The sequence below is a fragment of the Streptomyces malaysiensis subsp. malaysiensis genome, assembly GCF_040653035.1.
Lineage (GTDB): Bacteria > Actinomycetota > Actinomycetes > Streptomycetales > Streptomycetaceae > Streptomyces > Streptomyces malaysiensis.
Genome location: NZ_JBEZNG010000007.1, coordinates 170,575 through 195,101, shown reverse-complemented (window position 1 = coordinate 195,101; position 24,527 = coordinate 170,575). Strand labels below are relative to the sequence as shown.

Below are 24,527 nucleotides of genomic sequence, written 5' to 3'. Positions count from 1 at the left end.
TCCCCGGAAGTTACCGGCCGAAGGCTTTCCACCCCTGTCCGGGGTGCTCAGAGGAGTGACAAGAAGCGGTGAGTGAGACCAAGCTGCGCGACTACCTCAAGCGCGCGACGGCCAGCCTGCACGAAACTCGTCAAGAGCTGAAGGAACTCAAGGACAGGGACCGGGAACCCATCGCGATCGTCGGCATGGGGTGCAGGTATCCCGGCGGGGTGGAGTCGCCCGAAGACCTGTGGGAGCTGGTCGCCTCGGGCACCGACGCGGTGTCCACCTTCCCCGTGGACCGTGGGTGGGACGAGGACCTGTACGACCCCGACCCGGAGAAGCCGGGCAAGAGCTATACGCGTGAGGGCGGGTTCCTGCACAACGCGAACGGCTTCGACGCCTCCTTCTTCGGCATGAGTCCGCGTGAGGCGCTGGCGACCGACCCGCAGCAGCGGCTGCTGCTGGAGACCTCATGGGAGGCGCTGGAGCGCGCGGGCATCGACCCGGCGTCCGCGCGTGGCAGCCGAACCGGCGTGTTCGTCGGCGTGATGTACAACGACTACGGCTCCCGCATCCAGTCCATACCGGAGGGTCTCGAAGGCCACCTCGGCAACGGCAGCGCCGGAAGCGTCGCCTCCGGCCGCATCTCCTACACCTTCGGCTTCGAAGGCCCCGCCGTGACCGTGGACACGGCATGCTCCTCGTCGCTCGTGGCGCTCCAACTGGCCGTCCAGGCGCTCCACAAGGGCGACTGCTCGCTCGCGCTCGCCGGTGGCGTGGCCATGATGGCGACACCAGGGGTGTTCATCGAGTTCAGCCGGTTGCGCGGACTCGCCGTGGACGGACGTTGCAAGTCGTTCTCGAACGCGGCCGACGGCACCGGATGGTCCGAGGGCGCCGGTGTGCTGCTGCTGGAGCGGCTGTCCGACGCCCAGCGCAACGGACACCAGGTGCTGGCCGTGGTACGGGGCGCCGCCGTGAACCAGGACGGGGCGAGCAGCCGGCTGACGGCTCCCAACGGCCCCTCGCAGCAGCGGGTGATCCGCGACGCGCTGCGCAACGCCGGTCTGTCCGCGGCGGATGTGGACGCGGTGGAGGCACACGGCACCGGAACACCGCTGGGCGACCCCATCGAGGCACAGGCGCTGCTGGCCACCTACGGCAAGGAGCGCGCCGGAGCCGATCGGCCGTTGTGGCTGGGCTCGTTCAAGTCGAACGTGGGCCACACGCAGGCGGCCGCGGGCGTGGGTGGCGTCATCAAGATGGTGATGGCGATGCGGCACGGTGTGCTGCCGAAGACCCTGCATGTGGAGGAGCCGTCGGAGCACGTGGACTGGTCGGCGGGGGCGGTGTCGCTGCTGACCGAGTCGACCCCGTGGCCGGAGACGGGTGAGCCGCGCAGGGCCGGTGTGTCCTCGTTCGGTGTGAGCGGGACGAACGCGCATGTGATCCTGGAGCAGGCGCCGGAGGCCGAGGCGGCCGGGGACGCTGAGCCCGAGGCCGCCGACGGTCCGGTGGCCTGGGTGGTGTCGGGCCACGGTGCCGAGGGGCTGCGGGCCCAGGCCGAGCGGCTGCGGGCATACGTGGCCGGGCGTTCGGAGCTGGGCGCCGCCGATGTGGCGCGGTCGCTGGTGATGACCCGGTCGGTGCTGGATCACCGCGCGGTGCTGGTGGGCCGGGACCGGGACGAGTTGCTGTCCGGACTGGGCGCCGTCGCGGAGAAGTCCGCTCTTCCGGGCGTGGTGGTGGGCGAGAGCGCGCCTCCCGGTCGTTCGGTGTTTGTGTTCCCGGGGCAGGGGGCGCAGTGGGTGGGTATGGCGGTGGGGTTGTTGGAGTCCTCGCCGGTGTTCGCGGAGGCGGTTGGCGAGTGTGAGGCGGCGCTGTCGGCGTATGTCGATTGGTCGTTGACGGGTGTGTTGCGTGGTGTTGAGGGTGCGCCTGGTTTTGATCGGGTGGATGTGGTGCAGCCGGTGTTGTTTGCGGTGATGGTGTCGTTGGCGCGGTTGTGGCGTTCGGTGGGTGTGGAGCCGGATGCGGTGATGGGTCATAGTCAGGGTGAGATTGCTGCGGCGTGTGTGGCGGGTGGGTTGTCGCTGGGGGATGCGGCGAAGGTGGTGGCGTTGCGGTCGCAGGCGATCGCGGTGGGGCTTGCTGGTCGTGGTGGCATGGTGTCGGTCGGGCTGTCGGCGCAACAGGCGGAGGAGCGTATCGCCCGGTGGGGTGGGGCGATTTCGGTGGCGGCGGTGAACGGCCCGGGTTCCGTGGTGGTGTCGGGTGATCCGGGGGCGCTGGATGAGATGGTCGCGGAGCTGGAGGGTGAGGAGGTGCGGGTCCGTCGGGTTCCGGTGGACTATGCCTCGCATTCCGCCCATGTGGAGGGGATTCGTGAGGAGCTGTTGAGGGTTCTGGCGGACCTTCAGCCCCGGTCCTCGGAGGTGCCGTTCTACTCGACGGTGACCGGTGAGCTGGTGGACACGGCTCAGCTGGACGCCGAGTACTGGTACCGGAACCTGCGCCAGACCGTTGAGCTGGAGTCCACCACCCGCACCCTGCTCGATGCCGGGCATGGTGTGTTCATCGAGGTCAGCCCGCATCCGGTGCTGACCGTGCCGGTGCAGCAGACGGTCGAGGCCGCCGAGGCACAGGCCGTGGTCGTCGGCACGCTACGGCGTGACGAGGGTGGCCTGGAGCGGTTCCTGACCTCCGCCGCCGAGGTGTTCGTGAACGGCGCCGAGGTGGACTGGGCCGCCGTGCTGGAGAACCGGGGCGGTCGGCAGGTTGAGCTGCCGACGTATGCCTTCCAGCGCGAGCGTTACTGGCTTGACGTCCCCGCGGGTACGGGTGATGTGGGTTCGGTGGGGTTGGGTTCGCTGGGGCATCCGTTGCTGGGTGCGGTGGTGTCGTTGGCGAGTGGTGGTGGGGTGCTGCTGAGTGGGCGGTTGTCGTTGGCCACGCATGAGTGGCTGGCGGACCACGCCGTACACGGGGTGATGCTGCTGCCGGGGACGGCGTTCGTCGAGCTCGTGGTGCAGGCCGGGGACCAGGTCGGCTGTGGCCGGATCGAGGAACTCGTCATCGAGGCGCCGCTGATCCTGCCCGAGCACGGTGGGGTGCGGATCCAGGTCGAGGCCGGGGAGGCGGACGCTTCCGGCTTCCGTGAGGTGAGCGTGTTCTCACGGGAGGAGGCGGAGGGCGAGGGCGCGGTATGGACGTGCCATGCCCGTGGTGTGCTCGCGCCGATGGCAGGTGCCGAGGCGGCTTCCTTCGACTTCGGTGTGTGGCCTCCGGTGGGGGCTGAGTTGGTTGATGTGTCGGGTGAGTATGTGCGGGCTGCGGAGAACGGGTTGGAGTATGGGCCTGTTTTTCAGGGGTTGAGGCGTGCGTGGCGGCGTGATGGTGAGGTGTTTGCTGAGGTTGGGCTTCCGGAGGGGGAGCGGGAGCGGGCGGGTCAGTTTGGTTTGCATCCGGCGTTGTTCGATGCGGCGTTGCATGCGTTGGGTGTGAGTGGGGTTCTTGCGGGTGGTTCGGGGAGTTTGTTGCCGTTCTCGTGGCGTGGGTTTGCTTTGGAGGCGGTGGGTGCGACGTCGTTGCGGGTGCGGTTGGCGTCGGTGGGTGTTGGGTCGGATGCGGTGTCGGTGCTGGTGGGGGATGAGTCCGGGCGTGGGGTGGCCTCGGTCGAATCGCTGGTGCTGCGCCCGGTCGACGCGGATCAGCTGAACGCGGTCGGCGGAGCGGCGCGCGACGCGCTGTTCCGGCTCGAGTGGGTGGACGCGCCTGGGGCCGTGGCAGCGGTGGGTGAGGTGGCGCCGCGGACCGAGGTCGTACGGGTCGTCTCAGACGGTCCGGATGTGGTGAGTGAGGTCTATGGCCGGGTCCTTGAGGTCCTGGAGCGGGTGCGGGCGTGGGTGGCGGATGAGGGCCTCGCGGGTGAGCGGTTGGTGGTGGTGACGCGGGGTGCTGTTGATGCGGGTGATGGTGTGGAGGACATGGCCGGGGCGGCGGTGTGGGGGCTGGTGCGGTCCGCGCAGTCGGAGAACCCCGGGCGTCTGGTGCTGCTGGACACCGATGACCTGGACGGCGTCGACAGTCTGCTCCCCGGAGTGCTGGCTCTGGGCGAGGAGCAGGTCCTGGTGCGTTCCGGTGTGCTGCGGATGCCGCGCCTGGGCCGGGTGCCGGTGCCGGATCCGTCGGAGTCGGGTGGGTTTGGTTCGGGTGCGGTGTTGGTGACGGGTGGTACGGGTGTGTTGGGTGGTGTGGTGTCGCGGCATCTGGTGGTGCGGCATGGGGTGAGCAGGCTGGTGTTGTTGTCGCGTCGTGGTGCGGAGGCCGAGGGCGCGGCGGAGTTGCGGGCGGAGTTGGAGGGGGCGGGTGCTGAGGTGGTGATCGCGGCGTGTGATGCCGCGGATGGTGAGGCTCTGGCCGGGGTGTTGGCCGGGTTGCCCGAGGGTTTTGCGCTGAGCGGTGTGGTGCATGCGGCGGGTGTGCTCGACGACGGACTGCTCACGTCGTTGACGCGTGAGCGGGTTGAGCCGGTGTTGCGGGCGAAGGTGGACGCGGCGTGGAATCTGCATGAGCTGACGGCCGGGATGGACCTGTCGGCGTTCGTGCTGTTCTCCTCGGCGGCGGGCACGTTGGGCGGTCCGGGCCAGGGGAGCTACGCGGCGGCGAATGTGTTCCTGGACGGTCTCGCGTCGTGGCGGCGGGCTCAGCGGCTGCCGGGTGTGTCGATGGCGTGGGGTCTGTGGGCCGAGGCCAGTGGCATGACCGGACACCTCGGCGAGCGGGACCTGCGTCGGGTGTCGCGTTCCGGTCTGGTGCCGCTCTCCTCCGACGAGGGGCTCGAGCTGTTCGACGCGGCCCTGGTGGCGAATGAGACCGTGCCCGTTCCGGTGCGGCTGGACATCGCGGCGCTGCGTGCGCAGGGCGCCGAACTCCCCGCCCTCTTCCGCAATGTCGTGCCCACCGCGACGGCGCGGCGTGTCGCACGATCGGAGCAGGACGAGAGCCTTCCCGATGAACTGCGCCGGCGCCTCGCGGGTCTGCCACGGACAGCGCAGGACCAGATGCTGCTGGAGCTGGTCCGCGTGCAGACCGCGGCGGCCCTCGGGCACGCCACCCCCGAGACCGTCAACACACGACGGCCGTTCAAGGAGCTCGGCTTCGACTCGCTGATGGGGGTCGATCTCAGGAATCGGCTCACCGCGGAGACCGGTCTACGGCTCCCCGCCACGCTGGTTTTCGACTATCCGACCCCGATGGCACTCGTCGGCCATATCCGCGACGAAATCCTGGGCGGGGACGGCACTCCCTCGTCGGCGGGCGCGGCGGCGGTGGCCGCGCCGGGCGCGCCGGTGGACAGCGATCCCATCGTGATCGTGAGCATGAGCTGCCGCTTCCCGGGTGGCGTGCGGACCCCCGAAGAGCTGTGGCAGTTGGTCATGGCGGGCACGGACGCGATGTCCGAGTTCCCGTCCGACCGCGGGTGGGACCTTGAGCGCCTGTACGACCCGGACCCCGACCGGGAAGGCACGTACTACGCCCAGAACGGTGGGTTCCTCTACGACGCGCACCAATTCGACCCCGCCTTCTTCGACATGAGCCCGCGCGAGGCGCTGGCGACCGACCCGCAGCAGCGGCTGTTGCTGGAGACCTCCTGGGAGGCGTTCGAGCGGGCCGGTATCGACCCCACGACCAAGCGAGGCAGCCGGTCCGGTGTGTTCGTGGGCGTGATGTACAACGACTACGGCACCCGGCTGCGGCAGGTTCCCGAGGGCTTCGAGGGGTCGCTCGGCAGCGGAAGCGCTGGAAGCGTGGCTTCCGGCCGGATCTCGTACACGCTCGGCCTTGAGGGGCCCGCGGTGACGGTGGACACGGCGTGCTCGTCGTCGCTGGTCGCGCTGCATCTGGCGGCGCAGGCGCTGCGCCAGGGCGAATGCGATTTGGCGCTCGCCGGCGGCGTCTCGGTGATGTCGTCGCCCGGCGCGTTCGTGGAGTTCAGCAGACAGCGTGGCCTCGCCGCGGACGGCCGCTGCAAGCCGTTCGCGAACGCCGCGGATGGCACGGGCTGGTCCGAGGGCGTGGGCATGCTGCTCGTGGAGCGGCTGTCCGACGCCCGGCGCAACGGCCACCCCGTGCTGGCGGTCGTCCGGGGTTCGGCGGTCAACCAGGACGGTGCGTCGAACGGCCTTACGGCGCCGAACGGTCCCTCGCAGCAGCGCGTGATCCGGCAGGCGCTGTCGAGTGCTCGTCTGTCGGCGGCCGATGTGGACGTGGTGGAGGCGCACGGTACGGGTACGACGCTGGGTGACCCGATCGAGGCGCAGGCGCTGCTGGTGACCTATGGACGGGGGCGGCCTGAGGGCCGGCCGCTGCTGTTGGGCGCGTTGAAGTCGAACATCGGCCATACGCAGGCGGCTTCCGGTGTCGCCGGTGTCATCAAGATGGTGATGGCGATGCGGCATGGCGTATTGCCCCAGACGCTGCATGTGGATGAGCCGTCGCGGGAGGTGGACTGGTCGGAGGGTGAGGTGCGGCTGCTGACGGAGGCCACCGAGTGGCCCGAGACCGGGCAGCCGCGCCGGGCCGGTGTCTCGGCGTTCGGTGTCAGTGGCACCAACGCGCACACCATCATCGAGCAGGCCCCGCCGGTTGACGAGGGCGAGGGCGAGGCCGAGGAAGGCCCGGCTTCCGGCGCCGACAGCGGTGTGGCCGCATGGCTGCTGTCGGCTCGTGGCGCGGATGCGCTACGAGCCCAGGCGGCACGGCTCAGGGCGTTCCTGCTGGAGCGGAGCGAGCTGAGCGCGCTGGATGTCGGCCATTCGCTGGTGGCGACGCGGTCGATGTTCGAGCACCGTGCGGTGGTATCGGGTGCGGACCGTGCGGAGCTTCTCGCCGGGCTCGAGGCCGTCGCATCCGGTGAGGTCGCCCCGGGACTGGTTCAGGGCGTCGCGAACGCGTCCGGCCCGCGGGCGTTCTTGTTCTCGGGCCAGGGTGCGCAGCGCCTCGGTATGGGTCGGGAGTTGTACGAGGCGTTCCCGGTGTTCGCCCAGGCTCTGGACGAGGTGTGTGCGCATCTCGATGTGCTGCTCGACCGTCCGCTCCGGGAGGTGGTGTTCGCGGCGGAGGGGAGCGCGGACGCCGGGCTGCTGGATCAGACGGCGTTCACCCAGCCGGCGCTGTTCGCCATCGAGGTGGCGCTGTTTCGGCTGTTGGAGCACTGGGGTGTGACCCCGGATGTACTCATCGGCCACTCGGTGGGCGAGGTCGCCGCCGCGTATGTGGCCGGGGTCTTCTCGCTGGAGGACGCGTGTGCGCTGATCGCGGCGCGTGGCCGGTTGATGCAGGCGCTGCCGGAGGGTGGCGCGATGGTGGCGGTGCAGGCGTCGGAGGAGGAGATCGCGGCGTCGCTCGCCGGTCATGAGGCCGAGGTGAGCATCGCGGCGGTCAATGGCCCGACGGCCGTGGTGATCGCGGGTGATGAGGCCGCGGCGCTGGAGATCGCCGAGCAGTGGTCGGAGCGGGGTCGTAAGACCCGTCGGCTGCGGGTCAGTCACGCGTTCCACTCGCCGCGTATGGACGCGATGCTGGGCGACTTCCGCAAGGTCGTCGAGGGGCTGTCCTTCCAGACGCCGTCGATCGCGCTGGTGTCGAACGTGACGGGTGAGGCGGCGAGCGGCGATGACGTGTGCTCGGCGGAGTACTGGGTGCGCCATGTGCGGCAGGCGGTGCGGTTCGCGGACGGGGTCCGGGCGCTGGAGAAGCTCGGGGTGACCTCGTTCCTCGAAGTGGGCCCCGACGGTGTGCTCACCGCGATGACGCAGGACTGTCTGATCGCGGGCGGGGCTTCGGCCTCGGTCGTGGCGCCCGTTCTGCGCAAGGACCGCCCGGAGGTTCAGGCGCTGACGGCGGCGTTGGCCGAACTCCATGTGCACGGTGTCGAGGTGGGCTGGGAGCGGGTCTTGGCCGGGCGCGGTGCGCGGACGGTGGAGCTGCCGACGTACGCCTTCCAGCGTCAGCGCTACTGGCTGGAGGACCGCGCGGAGACGTCGGCCGGCTCCCTGCCGGGCGGTTCCGCCGCGGTGGACAGCGTGGACGCGCGGTTCTGGGACGCGGTGGAGCGCGAGGACCTGGAGACGCTGGCGGAGGCGCTGGACGTCGACGGGAGCGGTTCGCTCGGCGAGCTGCTGCCCGCGCTGTCGTCGTACCGCCGTCAGCAGCGTGAGCGGACCACGGTCGACGGCTGGCGGCACCGGGTCTCCTGGAAGCCCGTCCCGGAGGTGGCGGCGGGCTCGCTGTCGGGCACCTGGCTCCTGGTGGTGCCCGCCGGGCTCGCGGACAGCCCGCTCACCGGGACGATTTCCCAAGGGCTCGAGAAGTCCGGTGCCCGTGTCGTACCGGTGGCGGTGGACGCGGGCGCGGACCGCGCCGGGCTCGCCCGGACACTGCTGACCGCGGTCGACGGCGAATCCGATGTCCGGGTGTTGTCGTTGCTCGCGTTGGACGAGGAGCCGATGGCCGGGGAGCCGGCGGTCGCTGCCGGACTCGCGCTGACTCTGTGGCTGGTGCAGACCGTGGCGGGGCTGGGCGTGCGCGCTCGGCTGTGGTGTGCCTCGCGGGGCGCGGTGTCGGTGGGTCGTTCCGACCGGCTCGCGAGCGCCACGCAGGCGCAGGTGTGGGGCCTCGGCGGGGTCGCGGCGCTGGAGCATCCGCAGATCTGGGGCGGGCTCGTCGATCTGCCCGAGACGCTGGACGAGCGCGCCGTGTCGCGACTGGTCGGGCTGCTGTCCGCGGAGGGCGGTGAGGATCAGGTCGCGGTGCGTGGTTCGGGTGTGTTCGTCAAGCGGCTGGTGCGGGCTTCCGCGTCTGAGGCCACCGGCGTTGATGGGTGGCGTTCGGGTGGTTCGGTGTTGGTGACTGGTGGTACGGGTGCGCTGGGTGGTCATGTGGCCCGCTGGCTGGCGCGTACGGGCGCCGAGCATCTCGTACTGACGAGCCGTCGTGGCATGGAGGCCGAGGGTGCCGTCGAGTTGAAGGCGGAGTTGGAGGAGCTCGGGGCCCGGGTGACGGTGGCGGCGTGCGACGCGGCGGACCGTGACGCACTGGCCGCGGTGCTGGAGGCGATTCCTTCGGAGCTGCCGCTCACCGCCGTGGTGCACACGGCGGGTGTGCTGGATGACGGTGTGCTGGATGCCCTGACGGTGGAGCGTGCGGCTGGGGTGTTGCGTCCGAAGGTGGATGCGGCGTGGAATCTGCATGAGTTGACGGCGGGGATGGATCTGTCGGCGTTTGTGTTGTTCTCTTCGGCGGCGGGTACGTTGGGTGGTCCGGGTCAGGGGAGTTACGCGGCGGGTAATGCCTATCTCGACGCGTTGGCGTCGCAGCGGCGTGCGGATGGCCTTCCGGCCACCTCCATCGCCTGGGGCGCCTGGGCCGGAAGCGGAATGGCGGTCGACGGGGAGCTCGAAGAGCAGATGAGGCGGGGCGGCATGGCCCCGATGAAACCGGACCTTGCCATCTCCGCGCTTCAGCGCGCGCTGGACCTGGACGAGACCTTCCTCCTCGTGGCCGATGCCGCCTGGGAGCGGCTCGCGGGTGAGCTGGGAGCAGACCGGCCGATACCGCTGCTGAGCGAGCTGACCGAGCGGCAGCGGCCGACGGCATCACTGACACCTTCCGACCCGGCGGCGACCGAGTCGGCGGCGGCCGAGCTGCGCGCGAGCCTGGAGGCGCTGCCCTCGGCGAAGCGTCAGCGCCAGCTGCGCAAGCTGGTGCGTCAGCACGTCGCCGCGGTCCTGGTGCACACCACCCCTGACGCCATCGAGAACGATCGGTCGTTCACCGAGCTCGGTTTCGACTCGCTGACGGCCGTTCAGCTACGCAACCGGCTGGGCGCGATCACCGGCCTGGAACTGCCGACCACTTTGGCATTCGACTACCCGAACCTCATCGCCCTGGCCGAGCACCTGGAGACGGGCATGTTCCCGCAAGGTGATGGGGCTGAGCAGAACGACTCGGAAGAGGACCGGATACGCGAGGCGTTGGTTTCCATTCCGCTCGCGCGTTTCCGTGAAGCCGGACTCATGGACACCCTGCTCGAACTCGCGCGGAAACCGGAGAGCGGTTCTGAGTCGGCGCCGCAAGAAGAACTGAGTAGCGCGGTCGACACGATGGATGTCGATGACCTCGTCCAGAGGGCTCTGGGCGGCGCTGACCTTTGATGTTGTTGGAAGTGTGGAGCTACTGATGGCTACGTCCTCCGAAAGAGTTGTCGAAGCGCTGCGCGCTTCTCTGCGGGAAAACGACCGCCTCAAGCTACAGAACCAGCGTCTGGTCGCGGCCTCGAAAGAGCCCATCGCCATCGTCGGTATGAGCTGTCGCTTCCCCGGGGGTGTGCGCACCCCCGAGCAACTCTGGCAACTCGTCGTGGATGGCGTCGATGCCATCTCCGAGTTCCCGACCGACCGCGGTTGGGAGAACGAGACGCTGTACCACCCGGACCCGGACAACCCGGGGACGAGTTACACCCGTGAGGGCGGCTTCCTCTACGACGCCGACGAGTTCGACCCGCAGTTCTTCGGGATGTCCCCGCGTGAGGCACTGGCGACCGATCCACAGCAGCGGCTGCTGCTGGAAGCCTCCTGGGAGGCGTTCGAGCGGACCGGTATCGACCCCGTCTCCCTGCGCAGCAGGCCGGTCGGGGTCTTCGTCGGCACGAGTGGCCTGGACTACGCGACCCATCTCTATGAGGTGGGAGGCGAACTCGAGGGCTATCTGACGGGCAGTGCGGCCAGCGTGGTGTCGGGCCGTATCTCCTACACCTTCGGCCTCGAAGGACCGGCCGTCACGGTGGACACCGCCTGTTCGTCGTCGCTGGTGGCGCTGCATCTCGCGGTGCAGGCGCTGCGTCAGGGCGAGTGTGATCTGGCGCTTGCCGGTGGTGTGTCGGTCATGTCGTCGCCCGGTTCGTTCATCGAGTTCAGCCGGCAGCGCGGGCTCGCGGTCGATGGCCGCTGCAAGCCGTTCGCCGAGGGCGCGGACGGCACGGGCTGGTCCGAGGGCGTGGGCCTGCTGCTGGTCGAGCGGCTGTCGGACGCGCGGAAGAACGGCCACCCGGTGCTGGCCATCGTCCGCGGTTCGGCGGTCAACCAGGACGGCGCCTCCAACGGTCTGACGGCGCCCAACGGCCCGTCCCAGCAGCGGGTGATCCGCCAGGCACTGGCCAGCGCGGGACTGTCGGCCACCGAGGTGGACGCGGTCGAGGCGCACGGTACGGGCACCACGCTGGGCGACCCGATCGAGGCGCAGGCGCTGCTGGCCACCTATGGTCAGGGGCGGCCCGAGGAGCAGCCGCTGTGGCTGGGGGCCATCAAGTCGAACATCGGTCACACCCAGGCCGCCGCCGGTGTCGCGGGAATCATCAAGATGGTGATGGCCATGCGGCACGGCATCCTGCCGAAGGTCCTGCATGTGGATGAGCCGTCGCGGCAGGTGGACTGGTCCGCGGGTGAGGTGCGGCTGCTGACGGAGGCCACCGAGTGGCCCGAGACCGGGCAGCCGCGCCGGGCGGGTATCTCCTCGTTCGGGCTGAGCGGGACCAACGCGCACACCATCATCGAGCAGGCTCCGACAGCCGACCCCGATGAACAACAGGAGGCAACCGCCCCCCGGGCCGACGCGGCGAAGCAGTCCGTCGTCCTGCCGTGGCTGGTGTCCGGCAAGAGCGCGGAGGGGCTCAGCGCCCAGGCGAGCCAGCTCCATGCCCACATGAGTGCGCATCCGGAGTTGTCGCCGGCCGATATGGCCTTCTCCCTGGCCACGACCCGTTCGGCTTTCGAGCACCGCGCGGCCGTGATCGCCGAGGACCGCGATGGCCTCCTCCGCGGTCTGGAGGCTCTGGCCAACGGCGAGAACGCGGCCCAGGTCGTCCAGGGCGTGGCACGGATCGAGGACACCCTCGCGTTCCTGTTCTCGGGTCAGGGTGCGCAGCGCCTGGGCATGGGGCGGGAGTTGTACGAGGCGTTCCCGGTGTTCGCCCGTGCGCTGGACGAGGTGTGCGCCCACCTGGATGTGCTGCTGGACCGTCCGCTGCGGGATGTGATGTTCGCGGTCGAGGGCGGTGCCGACGCCGAGTTGCTGGATCAGACGGCGTTCACTCAGCCCGCGTTGTTCGCCATCGAGGTGGCGTTGTTCCGGTTGCTGGAGCACTGGGGTGTCACTCCGGATGTGGTGATCGGTCACTCGGTGGGGGAGATCGCCGCCGCGCATGTGGCGGGGGTGTTCTCGCTTCAGGACGCGTGCACACTGATCGCGGCCCGCGGCCGACTGATGCAGGCGCTCCCCGAGGGCGGCGCGATGGTGGCGGTGCAGGCGTCGGAGGAGGAGATCGCTCCGTCGCTGGCCGGTCGTGAGGCCGAGGTGAGTATCGCCGCCGTCAATGGCCCGACGGCCGTGGTCATCGCCGGTGATGAGGCCGCGGTGCTGGAGATCGCCGAGCAGTGGTCGGAGCAGGGTCGTAAGACCCGTCGGCTGCGGGTCAGCCATGCCTTCCACTCGCCGCGCATGGACGCGATGCTGGACGACTTCCGGCGCGTCGTGGAAGCCCTGTCGTTCGCCCCGTCCTCCATCGATCTCGTCTCCAACGTCACCGGCAAGGTGGCGGACGCGGAGGTGTGCTCGCCGGAGTACTGGGTGCGCCATGTCCGTGCGGCGGTGCGGTTCGCGGACGGGGTACGGACGCTCGACGCGCAAGGCGTGACCACCTTCCTGGAGGTGGGCCCCGACGGTGTGCTCTCGGCGATGGCGCAGGACTGCCTGGCGGAGCGGGCCGGGGAGGACTCGGCGCCCGTGGCCCTGCCGGTGCTGCGCAAGGATCGCCCGGAGGCCGTCGCCCTGACAACGGCGCTGGCCCGGCTGCATGTTCATGGCTCCGTCGTCGATTGGCGGCCGGCGTTCGACGGTCTCGAAGCCCGCCGGGTCGACCTGCCGACATACCCCTTCCAGCGTCAGCGCTACTGGATAGAGAAGTCCGCCGACGGAACCGGTGTCGATGCCGGTATCCGGGACGAGGTGGACGCGTGGTTCTGGCAGGCCGTGGAGCGCGAGGATCTCGCATCGCTCGCCAAGACCCTCGACTTCGATGACGAGGCGACGCTGGGCGCGGTGCTGCCCGCGCTGTCGGCGTACCGACGCAGCAGCCGCAATCAGTCGACCATCGATGGTTGGCGTTATCGGGTGTCGTGGAAGCCGGTTGCGGATGTGGCCGGTGGGGCGTTGTCGGGGACGTGGCTGGTGGTGGTTCCGGCGTCTCGTGCCGAGGACGAGTTGGTGGCCGGGGTTGTCTCGGGGCTTGAGCGGCATGGTGCGGGTGTGGTGTCGCTGGTGGTGGATGAGCGGGACCTGGACGCCGGGGTGCTGGGGGAGCGGCTGGGTGAGGTTGTCGCTGAGGTGCCGGAGTTGGGTGGTGTGTTGTCGCTGCTCGCTCTGGATGAGGGGTCGTGCCCGGGGTATCCGGCGTTGTCTGCTGGTTTTGCTTCGACGTTGACGTTGGTGCAGGCGTTGGTCGGGGTGGGTGCCGAGTGCTTGTTGTGGTGTGTGTCGCGGGGTGCGGTGTCGGTGGGGCGTTCGGATCGGTTGGCTGGTGTGGTGCAGTCGCAGGTGTGGGGTTTGGGTCGGGTGGTGGGGTTGGAGCATTCGGCGGTGTGGGGTGGTCTGGTGGATCTGCCTGAGGTGTTGGATGAGCGTGCGGTGGGGCGGCTGGTGGGTGTCCTGTCGGGTGGGGGTGGTGAGGATCAGGTCGCGGTGCGGGGTTCCGGTGTGTTTGTGCGTCGTTTGGTGCGGTCGGCGGTGGCTGTGGGTGAGGGGGTGTCGTGGCGGGCGCGTGGCACGGTGTTGGTGACGGGTGGTACGGGTGCGTTGGGTGGCCGGGTGGCTCGGTGGGTTGTGGGTCAGGGGGCTGAGCATGTGGTGCTGACCAGCCGTCGGGGGCTTTCGGCGCCGGGTGCGGCCGAATTGCGCGGGGAGCTCGAAGCGCTGGGTGCCCGGGTGACGGTGGCGGCCTGTGATGTGGCCGACCGTGAGCAGTTGGCGGCGGTGCTGGAGACCGTTCCGGAGGAGTTCCCGCTGAGGGCTGTCTTCCATGCGGCGGGTGTGGAGCAGGCTGCGGAGCTCGCGGGGATGGGTTTGGCGGATGCGGCGTCGGTGGTGTCGGGGAAGGCGACCGGTGCCGGGCATTTGGACGCGTTGCTGGGCGACCGTGAGCTGGACGCGTTTGTGGTCTTCTCCTCGATCGCGGGTGTGTGGGGCAGTGGTGGTCAGGCCGCGTATGGTGCGGCGAACGCGTATCTGGACGCGTTGGTGGAGGACCGCCGTGCACGGGGTCTCGCCGGTACGGCCGTGGCCTGGGGGCCCTGGGCCGAGGGCGGTATGGCCACTTCGGAGGGGATGGAAGGGGAGCTCGTCCGTCGTGGCCTGGCGGTCATTCCCCCGACGCTGGCCCTGACCGCGCTGCATGGAGCGGTCGCGGGTGACGACGGTGTGGTGACGGTCGCCGATGTGGACTGGAAGCGGTTCGCCCCCTTGTTCACCTTGGAGCGACCGAGCCCGTTGCTCGGCGACCTGCCCGAGGTCCGCAGGGCACTCGACACCGCGACCTCGCCCGGCCAGGCGGGCGACGCATCGACGGGTCTGCGGGAGCGGCTGGCCGGACTGACCGAGGCCGAGATCGATCGGACCCTGCTCGACCTCGTGCGCGGCCAGGCCGCCGCGGTGCTCGGTTTCACGGGTGCGGAGGTGGTTGAGCCCGGGCGGGCGTTCAAGGAGCTGGGTTTCGACTCGCTCACCGCGGTGGAGTTCCGTAATCGGTTGAACGCGGAGACGGGGCTGGTGCTTCCGGCCACGCTGGTCTTCGACTACCCGAGTGCCACGGTGCTGGCCGACCATCTGCGTGCCGAGGTGCTGGGGACGCAGGGGGCGGTGGCCACGCCGTCGGCGGTGGTGGCCGCGGTCGATGACGACCCGATCGCGATCGTCGGGATGAGCTGCCGCTTCCCGGGCGGCGTCGGAAGCCCCGAGGACCTGTGGCGGCTCGTGGCCGGCGGTGGTGACGCCATCTCCGACTTCCCGTCCAACCGTGGGTGGGACGTGGACGGGATGTACGACCCCGACCCGGAGCGTCTGGGCACGTTCTACGCGCGCGAGGGCGGTTTCCTGCACAACGCGGGCGAGTTCGACGCCGGATTCTTCGGGATCTCGCCGCGTGAGGCGCTCGCCATGGATCCGCAGCAGCGGCTGCTGCTGGAGACCTCGTGGGAGGCGTTCGAGCGGGCCGGTATCGCCCCCACCTCCGTACGCGGCCGCCAGATCGGCGTGTTCGTGGGAGCCGCGACCTCGGGTTACGGAGTCGGGCACGACGGCGCGGCCGGGGAGCTGGAAGGGCAGATCCTCACCGGCAACGCGACATCGGTCGTCTCCGGTCGTATCTCCTACACGCTGGGTCTTGAGGGGCCCGCGCTGACGGTGGACACGGCGTGCTCGTCGTCGCTGGTCGCCCTGCACCAGGCCGCGCAGGCGCTACGCCAGGGCGAGTGCGAGATGGCGCTCGCCGGTGGTGTGACGGTGATGGCCACCCCTGGAGCGTTCGTGGAGTTCAGCCGCCAGCGTGGTCTGGCCCCCGACGGCCGGTGCAAGCCGTTCGCGGACGCCGCGGATGGCACGGGCTGGTCCGAGGGCGTGGGCATGCTGCTGGTTGAGCGGCTGTCCGACGCCGAGCGCAACGGTCACCAGGTGCTGGCGATCGTACGGGGCTCGGCCGTCAATCAGGACGGCGCCTCGAACGGTCTGACCGCGCCCAACGGCCCCTCGCAGCAGCGGGTGATCCGCCAGGCCCTCGCCAACGCCGGAGTGTCGGCCGCCGAGGTGGACGTGGTGGAGGCGCACGGCACCGGTACCACGCTGGGTGACCCGATCGAGGCCCAGGCGCTGCTGGCCACCTACGGCCAGGAGCGGCCGGAGGGCCTTCCGCTCTGGTTGGGCGCGCTCAAGTCGAACATCGGCCATACGCAGGCCGCCGCCGGTGTGGGCGGAATCATCAAGATGGTGATGGCGATGCGGCACGGTGTGCTGCCGCGGACGCTGCATGTGGATGAGCCCTCGCGCGAGGTGGACTGGTCGGCGGGTGAGGTGCGGCTGCTGGCCGAGGCCATGGAGTGGCCCGAGACCGGGCATCCGCGCCGGGCCGGGATCTCGGCGTTCGGCGTGAGTGGCACCAACGCGCACACCATCATCGAGCAGGCCCCGGCGGCGGATGACGAGGCGGAGCCCGCCCCGGCGGCCCCGCCCGAGGATCACGGCATCGTGCCCTGGGCGCTTTCCGCCCGGAGCGCGGAGGCTCTGCGCGCCCAGGCTGAGCGGTTGCGGTCGTATCTGGTCGAGCGTGCCGAGCTGGGCGCGCTGGACGTGGGCCACTCGCTGGTGGCGACGCGCGCGGTGCATGAACACCGCGCGGTGATCGCGGGTGCGAACCGTGCGGAGTTGCTGCGCGGCGTCGAGGCCGTCGCGTCCGGTGAAGTGGCCCCCGGGGTGGTCCAGGGCGTCGCGAACGCGTCGGGTGTGATGGCGTTCCTGTTCTCGGGCCAGGGTGCGCAGCGCCTGGGCATGGGCCGGGAGTTGTACGAGGCGTTCCCGGTGTTCGCCGACGCGTGGGACGAGGTGTGCGCGCATCTCGATGTGCTGCTGGACCGTCCGCTGCGGGATGTGGTGTTCGCGGCGGAGGGGAGCGCGGACGCCGAGCTGCTCGACCAGACGGCGTTCACGCAGCCCGCGTTGTTCGCCATCGAGGTGGCGCTGTTCCGGCTGCTGGAGCACTGGGGCGTCACTCCGGATGTGCTGATCGGCCACTCCATCGGTGAGATCGCCGCCGCCCATGTGGCCGGGGTGTTCTCGTTGGAGGACGCGTGCACGCTGGTGGCCGCGCGCGGCCGGCTGATGCAGGACCTGCCCGAGGGCGGGGCCATGGTGGCGGTGCAGGCGTCGGAGGAGGAGATCGCTCCGTCGGTCGCCGGTCGTGAGGCGGAGGTGAGCATCGCCGCCATCAATGGCCCGAACGCCGTCGTCATCGCGGGTGATGAGGCCGCGGTGCTGGAGATCGCCGAGCAGAGGTCGGGGCAGGGTCGTAAGACCCGTCGGCTGCGGGTCAGCCACGCGTTCCACTCGCCGCGTATGGACGCGATGCTCGGCGACTTCCGCAAGGTCGTCGAGGGGCTGTCCTTCCAGACGCCGTCGATCGCGCTGGTGTCGAACGTGACGGGTGAGGCGGCGAGCGGCGATGACGTGTGCTCGGCGGAGTACTGGGTGCGCCATGTGCGGGAGGCCGTGCGCTTCGCGGACGGGGTGCGAACCCTCGATAAGCTGGGCGTGACCCGGTTCGTCGAGGTCGGCCCCGACGGTGTGTTGTCCGCCATGGCACGGGACTGCCTGATGGCGGACGCCGGTTCGGCCTCGGTCGTGGCGCCCGTCCTGCGCAAGGACCGCCCGGAGGTTCAGGCGCTGACGGCGGCGCTGGCCGAACTCCATGTGCACGGGGTCGAGGTGGGCTGGGAGCGGGTCTTCGCCGGGCGCGGTGCGCGGACGGTGGAGCTGCCGACGTACGCCTTCCAGCATCAGAGCTTCTGGCTGGAGGACCGCGCGGAGGCTTCGGGCGGCTCCGCCGCGGACAGTGTGGACGCGCGGTTCTGGGACGCGGTGGAGCGCGAGGACCTGGAGGCGCTGGCAAAGGCGCTGGACGTCGATGGCGGTGGCTCGCTCGGCGAGTTGCTGCCCGCGCTGTCCTCGTACCGCCGTCAGCAGCGTGACCGCGCCACGGTCGACGGCTGGCGCTATCGGGTCTCCTGGAAGCCGGTCCCGGAGCCGGCGGCTGGGCCGCTGTCGGGTACGTGGCTGCTGGCGGTGCCCGCAGGGCTCGCGGACAGCGAGCTCACCGTCACCATCACGCAGGGGCTGGAGAAGCACGGAGCTCATGTCGTACCGGTGTCGGTTGACGGCGGTATGGACCGCGATGGGCTCGCCGAGGCGCTGCGGGGCGCGCTCGGTGATGAGTCCGACGCGAGTGTGTTGTCGTTGCTCGCGCTGGACGAGGAGCCGTGTGCCGGGGAGCCGGTGGTCGCCGCCGGACTCGCGCTGACGCTGCGGTTGGTGCAGGCCGCGGCCGGGCTGGACGCGGGCCTTCGGCTGTGGTGTGCCTCGCGGGGCGCGGTGTCGGTGGGCCGTTCCGACCGGCTCGCGAGCACCGCGCAGGCGCAGATGTGGGGCCTCGGCCGGGTGGCGGCGCTGGAGCATCCGCAGATCTGGGGCGGGCTCGTCGATCTGCCCGAGACGCTGGACGAGCGCGCGGTGTCGCGGCTGGCCGGTGTGCTGTCCGCGGAGGGCGGCGAGGACGAGACGGCGATCCGCGGCTCCGGGGTGTTCGGCCGGCGGCTGGTGGGTACGGCGTCCACGGGCGGCGAGGCATGGCGGCCGAGCGGCTCGGTGCTGATCACCGGCGGCACGGGTGCGCTGGGCGCGCATGTGGCGCGCTGGGCGGTGCGTGAGGGCGCCGAGCATGTGGTGCTGACCAGCCGCCGCGGTCTCGCGGCGGAGGGCGCCTCCGAGCTGCGGGCGGAGCTGGAAGGGCTCGGCGCCGCCGTGTCGGTGGTGGCTTGTGACGCCGCGGATCGGGATGCGCTGGTCGAGGTGGTGGCGGCGATTCCCGAGCGCTTCCCGCTGCGTGGTGTGGTGCACGCGGCCGGTGTGCTGGATGACGGTGTGCTGGACGGCCTGACCGTCGATCAGCTCGCCGGGGTGCTGGGCGCGAAGGTCGAGGGCGCGCGGCTGCTGCACGAGCTGACGGCCGACCTCGAACTGGACGCGTTCGTCCTGTTCTCGTCGTTCGCCGGGGTGGTGGGCGGCGCCGGACAGGGCGCCTACGCGGCGGCGAACGCGTATCTGGACGCGCTGGCCGTGGTGCGGCGTGGCGCCGGGCTGGCCGGTACGGCGGTGGCGTGGGGACCGTGGGCCGAGTCCGGTATGGCTGCGGGCGGCCGCGCCGGGGAGCGGGTGCGCGGTGGCGCGGTGTCCGCGATGGCCCCGGCGCTGGCGGTGGACGCGCTGAGCTGGGCCGTGGGCCAAGAAGAGGCGTCGCTCGTCATCGCGGACGTCGACTGGGAGCGCCTGGCCCCGTCGCTGGCCGCCGCCCGCGGCGGCACTCTCGTCAGCGACATCCCCGAGGCGCACAAGCACCTGGCCACGGACGACGGCGGCGCCGCTACGGAGGCGGCCACCTTCGCAGGAAAGCTGGCCGGACTGTCGGCGGCCGAGCGCAACGAGGCCGTGCTGGAGCTGGTCCGCGGCCACGCGGCCTCGGTGCTCGGCCACACTACGGCGGACTCGATCGAGCCCGGCCGCGCCTTCCGCGACCTCGGGTTCGACTCCCTCACGGCGGTCGAGCTGCGCAACCGGCTGGACCTCGCGACGGGCCTGCGCCTCCCGGCGACGCTCGTCTTCGACTACCCGACCGCCGCCGAACTGGCCGACTACCTGGACGCCGAGGCGTTCGGCACGGCCCAGCCGGCCCTCGACACCACCCGGCCGAACGCGGTGGCCGTGGACCACGACCCCATCGCGATCGTGGCGATGAGCTGCCACTTCCCCGGGGATGTCCACACGCCCGAGGACCTGTGGCGGCTGGTGGCCGAAGGCGCCGACGCCATCTCCGAGTTCCCCACCGACCGCGGTTGGGACCTCGATGGGCTGTACGACCCCGACCCCGAGCGGCTCGGCACGTCCTACGCCCGCGAGGGCGGCTTCCTCTACGGCGCCCCGCAATTCGACGCCAGGTTCTTCGGGATCTCGCCACGTGAGGCCCTTGCCATGGATCCGCAGCAGCGGCTGCTGCTGGAGACCTCGTGGGAGGCGTTCGAGCGCGCAGGTATCGCTCCCGAGTCGCTGAGGGGCGCCCGAGCGGGTGTGTTCGTCGGGACGAACGGCCAGGACTACGCCGGATTGTGGGTGGACTCCCAGGGCGACCTCGAAGGCCACTTGGGCACGGGCAGCGCGGCCAGCGTGGTGTCCGGGCGCATCTCCTACACCTTCGGTCTCGAAGGGCCCGCGGTGACGGTGGACACGGCGTGCTCGTCATCGCTGGTGGCACTCCACATGGCCATGCAGGCGCTGCGCCAGGGCGAGTGCGATCTGGCCCTCGCCGGTGGTGTGTCGGTGATGTCGACACCCGGCGCCTTCGTCGAGTTCAGCCGTCAGCGCGGACTGGCGCCCGATGGCCGGTGCAAGCCGTTCGCCGACGCCGCGGACGGTACAGGGTGGTCCGAGGGTGTCGGCATGCTGCTGGTGGAGCGGCTGTCGGACGCGCGGAAGAACGGCCACCCGGTGCTGGCGATCGTGCGCGGTTCGGCGATCAACCAGGACGGTGCGTCGAACGGCCTTACGGCGCCGAACGGCCCCTCCCAGCAGCGGGTGATCCGGCAGGCGCTGGCCAGTGCCCATCTCTCGACGGCCGATGTGGACGTGGTGGAGGCGCACGGCACGGGCACGACGCTGGGTGACCCGATCGAGGCGCAGGCGTTGCTGGCCACCTATGGCCAGGGGCGTTCTGAGGACCAGCCGCTGTGGCTGGGGGCCATCAAGTCCAACATCGGTCATACACAGGCGGCCGCCGGTGTCGCCGGTGTGATCAAGATGGTGATGGCGATGCGCGAGGGCGTGTTGCCGAAGATCCTCCACCTGGACGAGCCGTCGCACGAGGTGGACTGGTCGGCGGGTGAGGTGCGTCCGCTGACCGAGGCCACCGCATGGCCGGAGACGGGCCGTCCGCGCCGGGCGGGTATTTCCTCGTTCGGGCTGAGCGGGACCAACGCCCACACCATCATCGAGCAGGCGCCGGCGGCCGAGGGGCCCGCGGCTTCGGACACCGTGGCCCCCGCTTCCGCTCCGGCTCCCGCTTCCTCTTCCGCTTCCGAGACCGTCGAGTCGACGGTCGTGGTGCCATGGCTGGTCTCGGCCAAGAGCCAGGAGGCGCTGCGCGCCCAGGCCGGGCGGCTCGCCGCGCATGTGGCGGCCCGGGGCGACCTCGGCGTGCTGGACGTGGGGTATTCGCTGGCGGCCAAGTCGGTGTTCGAGCACCGTGCCGTGCTGGTCGGCGAGGACCGGGAAGCCCTTCTGCGCGGTCTCGAGGCCGTGGCCGGGAGCGGGATCGCTTCCGGTGTGGTGCAGGGGCAGGCGGTGCCGGGCGGCAAGACGGCGTTCCTGTTCTCGGGGCAGGGTGCGCAGCGCCTGGGCATGGGGCGGGAGTTGTACGAGGCGTTCCCGGTGTTCGCCCGTGCGCTGGACGAGGTGTGCGCCCACCTGGATGTGCTGCTCGATCGTCCGCTGCGGGATGTGATGTTCGCGGTCGAGGGCGGTGCGGATGCCGAGCTACTGGATCAGACGGGGTTCACTCAGCCCGCGTTGTTCGCCATCGAGGTGGCGTTGTTCCGGTTGCTGGAGCACTGGGGTGTCACTCCGGATGTGGTGATCGGTCACTCGGTGGGGGAGATCGCCGCCGCGCATGTGGCGGGGGTGTTCTCGCTTCAGGACGCGTGCACACTGATCGCGGCCCGCGGCCGTCTGATGCAGGCGCTCCCCGAGGGCGGCGCGATGGTGGCCATTCAGGCATCTGAAGAGGAGGTCGCCGCCTCACTCGCCGGCCGTGAGCACGAGATGAGCATCGCGGCGGTCAACGGACCGACGGCAGTGGTGATCGCCGGGCATGCGCAAGCGGTCCAGAAGGTGGCGGATACATGGACGGCGAAGGGGACAAAGACTAGGCGTTTGCGGGTCTCGCATGCGTTTCACTCTTGCCTCATGGACAGTATGTTGGACGCGTTCGGCCACGTGGTCCGTGAGGTCTCTTTTGAACCGCCGACCATGGCGCTGGTGTCCAATGTCACTGGCGAGCTGGCCTCGGAGGGGGAGACATGTTCTCCGGATTATTGGGTTCGGCATGTGCGTGAGGCGGTTCGGTTTGCGGATGGAGTACGTTCGCTTAAGGCGTTGGGCGTGACAAGGTTCCTGGAAGTGGGTCCGGACGGTGTGCTCACCGCCATGGCCCAGGACTGCCTCGCGGAAAGCGCGAAGGGCACTTCGGCGGCGGTTCTGGTCCCGGTGCTGCGTAAAGAGCGCCCCGAAGCGGGTGCGTTGATCACGGCGCTTGCCGAACTGCATACGCACGGTGCCACGGTGGGCTGGGAATCGATATTCGCCGGACGCGGTGCCGGCAAGGTGGAGCTGCCCACATACGCGTTTCAGCGCGAACGGTTCTGGCCCGAGGTATCCGCGGCCGGTGGCGGCCGGGATTCCGGTGCGACGTCCGCGGACTCGGTCGACGCGCGATTCTGGGAAGCGGTCGAGCGCGAGGATCTCGAAGCGCTTGCCGAGGCGCTCGACGTCGATGGCAATGCGCCGCTGAGCACGGTTCTGCCCGCGCTGTCCGCATATCACCGGAGCAATCGCGAGCAATCCACGATTGACGGTTGGCGTTATCGGGTGTCGTGGAAGCCGGTTGCGGATGTGGCCGGTGGGGCGTTGTCGGGGACGTGGCTGGTGGTGGTTCCGGCGTCGTGTGCCGAGGACGAGTTGGTGGCCGGGGTTGTCTCGGGGCTTGAGCGGCATGGTGCGGGTGTGGTGTCGCTGGTGGTGAACGAGCGGGACCTGGACGCCCGGCTGTTGAGCGAGCGGCTGCGTGAGGTCCTCGCCACTGCACCGGAGTTGGGTGGCGTGCTGTCGCTGCTCGCTCTGGATGAGGGGCCGTGCCCGGGGCATCCGGCGCTGTCTGCTGGTTTTGCTTCGACGCTGACGCTGGTGCAGGCGTTGGTCGAGGTGGATGCCGAGAGCCTGTTGTGGTGTGTGTCGCGGGGTGCGGTGTCGGTGGGGCGTTCGGATCGGTTGGCTGGTGTGGTGCAGTCGCAGGTGTGGGGTTTGGGTCGGGTGGTGGGGTTGGAGCATTCGGCGGTGTGGGGTGGTCTGGTCGATCTGCCCGAGGTGTTGGATGAGCGTGCGGTGGGGCGGCTGGTGGGTGTCCTGTCGGGCGGGGGTGGTGAGGATCAGGTCGCGGTGCGCGGTTCCGGTGTGTTCGTGCGTCGTCTGGTGCGGTCGGCGGCGGCTGTGGGTGAGGGGGTGTCGTGGCGGGCACGTGGCACGGTGCTGGTGACGGGTGGTACGGGTGCGCTGGGTGCTCGGGTGGCTCGCTGGGTTGTGGGTCAGGGGGCCGAGCATGTGGTGCTGACCAGCCGTCGCGGTCCTGAGGCGCCGGGTGCGGCCGAATTGCGCGGGGAACTCGAAGCCCTGGGTGCCCGGGTGACGGTGGCGGCTTGTGATGTGGCCGACCGTGAGCAGTTGGCGGCGGTTCTGGAGACCGTTCCGGAGGAGTTCCCGCTGAGGGCTGTCTTCCATGCGGCGGGTGTGGAGCAGGCGGCGGAGCTCGCGCAGATGGGGCTGACGGATGCGGCGTCGGTGGTGTCGGGGAAGGCGACCGGTGCCGGGCATCTGGACGCGTTGCTGGGCGACCGTGAGCTCGACGCCTTTGTAGTCTTCTCCTCGATCGCGGGTGTGTGGGGCAGCGGTGGTCAGGCCGCCTATGGTGCGGCCAACGCGTATCTGGACGCGTTGGTGGAGGACCGTCGTGCCCGGGGTCTCGCCGGTACCGCTGTGGCCTGGGGGCCCTGGGCCGAAAGCGGTATGGCGGCCGGCGACGGCGGCGACCAGCTGGCCCGTCGTGGTCTGCCCGCCATGGCTCCCGGCCTGGCGATGGCCGCGCTGCACGGTGCGGTCGCGGGTGACGACGGTGTGATGACGGTCGCCGATGTGGACTGGGAGCGATTCGCCCCCGCGTTCACCATCGGGCGGCCCAGCCCGCTGCTCGGCGAACTGCCCGAGGTCGTATCGGCCCTGGAGCAGGCCCGTGCCGCCGAGGAGAGCCATGCGGAGGGCGGATCGCGCCTGAGGGAAAGGCTCCTCGCGCTGGCTCCGGGCGAGCGGGAGCGTGCCGTGCTCGACCTGGTACGCGGTCACGCGGCCGCGGTTCTCGGATTCTCCGGTATGGAAGGCGTGGAATCCGACCGCGCCTTCAAGGAATTGGGATTCGACTCGCTCACGGCGGTAGAATTCCGAAACCGGCTGAACGCGGACACCGGGCTACGGCTGCCGACCACTCTGGTCTTCGACTATCCCAACGCAAAGACTCTGGCAGAGCATGTACGAGCGGGCGTCCTGCCCGACGAAGGGACATCCGCCACTCCGTTGATCGCGGATCTGGAAAAACTCGAGGCATCACTCTCCACGGCTGAGCCGGACAGTGCCGAGCGAATGGCCATCGCGGCCCGACTCCAAGTGCTCCTCGCCAGGCTGAATGGCGACGAGGGCGGAGCGAAGGACGCTGAGAGCATTACGCAGCGGCTTGACGGGGCGTCCGACGACGATCTCTTCGATTTCATCGAAAATGAGCTCAGCTAAGCGTGAGCGCCGAG

2 protein-coding genes are annotated in these 24,527 nt (G+C 70.3%); both read left to right on the top strand.

The window, feature by feature from the left end; genetic code table 11:
* The first annotated feature begins 68 nt into the window (after positions 1-68).
* Positions 69-10,199 carry a type I polyketide synthase gene (locus AB0E24_RS16930; RefSeq protein ID WP_359377765.1) on the top strand — a complete coding sequence of 3,377 codons (10,131 nt, stop codon included), beginning with the start codon at positions 69-71 and terminating at the stop codon, positions 10,197-10,199.
* A 25-nt stretch (positions 10,200-10,224) separates the two neighbouring features.
* On the top strand, positions 10,225-24,513 hold the full coding sequence (locus AB0E24_RS16925) for a type I polyketide synthase (protein ID WP_359377762.1): 14,289 nt from the start codon (positions 10,225-10,227) through the stop codon (positions 24,511-24,513).
* Positions 24,514-24,527 lie beyond the last annotated feature (14 nt).

Excerpts from the sequence above, each read along its gene's own strand:
- AB0E24_RS16925 (WP_359377762.1), top strand. The coding sequence starts at position 10,225 with ATGGCTACGTCCTCCGAAAGAGTTGTCGAAGCGCTGCGCGCTTCTCTG.